This is a genomic window from Arhodomonas sp. KWT, from assembly GCF_010993615.1.
On record NZ_WNXE01000368.1, the window covers coordinates 1 to 1,815 of the forward strand.

Annotated in this window: 2 protein-coding genes and 1 pseudogene; all 3 read left to right on the plus strand. The window is 57.2% G+C overall.

What is annotated here, in order from left to right; translation table 11 throughout:
• Positions 1-207, plus strand: a pseudogene (locus tag G7A99_RS19010) (virulence RhuM family protein); the annotation flags it as partial.
• Complete coding sequence (locus G7A99_RS19015; protein WP_163143136.1) at positions 204-1,511, plus strand: restriction endonuclease subunit S; 1,308 nt, start codon at positions 204-206, stop codon at positions 1,509-1,511. The pseudogene G7A99_RS19010 and the gene G7A99_RS19015, both read left to right, overlap by 4 nt.
• 13 nt (positions 1,512-1,524) lie before the next feature.
• On the plus strand, positions 1,525-1,815 hold a 291-nt coding region (locus G7A99_RS19020), incomplete at its 3' end, for a hypothetical protein (RefSeq protein ID WP_163143139.1).

Sequence of the window (1,815 nt, forward strand, 5' to 3'; positions counted from 1 at the left end):
GTAGACCGGCTGCTGGAATTCAACGAACGGCCGATTCTCGACGGGGCCGGCAGCATCAGCCGCGACCGCATGGAACATATCGCCCACAAGCGCTACGAGCAGTTCGATGCCCGGCGGCGACGGGATGAGGCGCTGGAGGCCGATGCCGAGGAGTTGCGGGAGCTGGAGGCGCTGGAGGAGCGGATCAAGAAGGAGGGTGACAAATGAGCGTTGCCGCTTTTCCTCAGGAAGCATTGAATTGGCTTGGCCGATTACCTGCGGGATGGCAGGTGAAGCCGTTGAAACATGTGGTGAGAGTGAACCCCGAGGCGCTATCCGATTCGACCGACCCTGATTGGCGGATGACTTACGCCGATATTTCCAGTGTCTCCCTTGGGCAGGGAATAGTGGATACTGAGGAATTTTCCTTCGAGGATGCCCCGTCCCGAGCTCGCCGTTTAGTCAGGCCTGGTGACACGCTGGTTTCTACAGTACGCACCTATCTGCGGGCCATTACGGTAGTTCGCGAACCGCCCGAAAATCTGGTTGCTTCCACCGGGTTTGCCGTGCTGCGTCCCAGCTCAACTATCGATGCCAACTTCCTTGGCTATTTCGCAACTTCGGATGCCTTCGTGAATGCTGTTGTGGCGCAATCCGTCGGGGTAAGTTATCCGGCAACCAATGCATCCGATATTGTGCGCCTGCCGATCGCCTTCCCTCGTATCGAACAACAACAAAAAATCGCCACCTTCCTCGACCGCAAGACCGCCGAGATCGACACCCTGATCGCCAGGAAGCGCCGCCTGCGCGACCGGCTGGCCGAAAAGCGCACCGCCCTGATCACCCGCGCCGTCACCAAGGGGCTTGATCCCGATGCCCCCATGAAAGACAGCGGCATCGAGTGGCTGGGGGAGATTCCGGCGCATTGGCGTGCCTCGCGCGTTAAGTTCTTCGCAGCAGTTGGGAATGGCTCCACGCCGAGTCGGGAAAATGCGGATTATTGGGTTGGCGGTGACTATCCTTGGTTGAATAGCGGGGTTGTGAATAAAGGGTCAGCAACCGAAGCAGATCAATTCGTTACAGAATTGGCATTGCGTGAATGCCATCTGCCGATAATTGATCCACCCGCAATTCTGCTAGGAATTACTGGTCAGGGAAAGACGCGAGGGATGACCACAAAGCTAGAGATTCAAGCAACAATAAATCAGCATTTAGTATTCGTGAAACCTGATGAGCGAGTTATTGATATTGATTACCTCTATGCCATTTTTGAAAGAGCTTACCTTTACCTAAGAAGTGAGAGTGACGGGGGAGGCAGCACAAAAGGAGCAATAACTTGTAGTCAAGTCGAAAACCTATGCGTTCCGCTTCCTCCAGTAACCGAGCAGCGAGAGATCGCGCTGGCACTCCAGGAAAGCCAAGCGAAACTGCATGGGGTGTCAAGAAAAATAGGCAAGGCAATTGAGCGCCTGGAAGAGTATCGCTCCGCCCTGATCACCAACGCCGTCACCGGCCAGATCAAGGTGGCCTGAACCGGAGAAGCCCATGCACCAGGAAATCTACTTCGAACAGGCCATGGAGCAGTCGCTGACCGAGCACGGCGGCTATGAGCAGGGCGCCCCCCAAGGCTTCGACCCGGCGCGCGCGCTCTTCCCCGACGAGGTGATCGCCTTTATCCAGGCCAGCCAGCCGCAGCGCTGGCAGTCCCTGGTCAAGCTCCACGGCGACCAGGCCGGCGAGGTGCTGCTGAGTGCGCTGTTCAAGGAGTTGGCCTCCAAGAACGCCCTGCATGTGCTGCGCCACGGCTTTAAGTGCTTCGGCAAGACCTTCCGGCTG

Coding starts and splice junctions, on each gene's coding strand:
- G7A99_RS19015 (WP_163143136.1), top strand. CDS start 204: ATGAGCGTTGCCGCTTTTCCTCAGGAAGCATTGAATTGGCTTGGCCGA.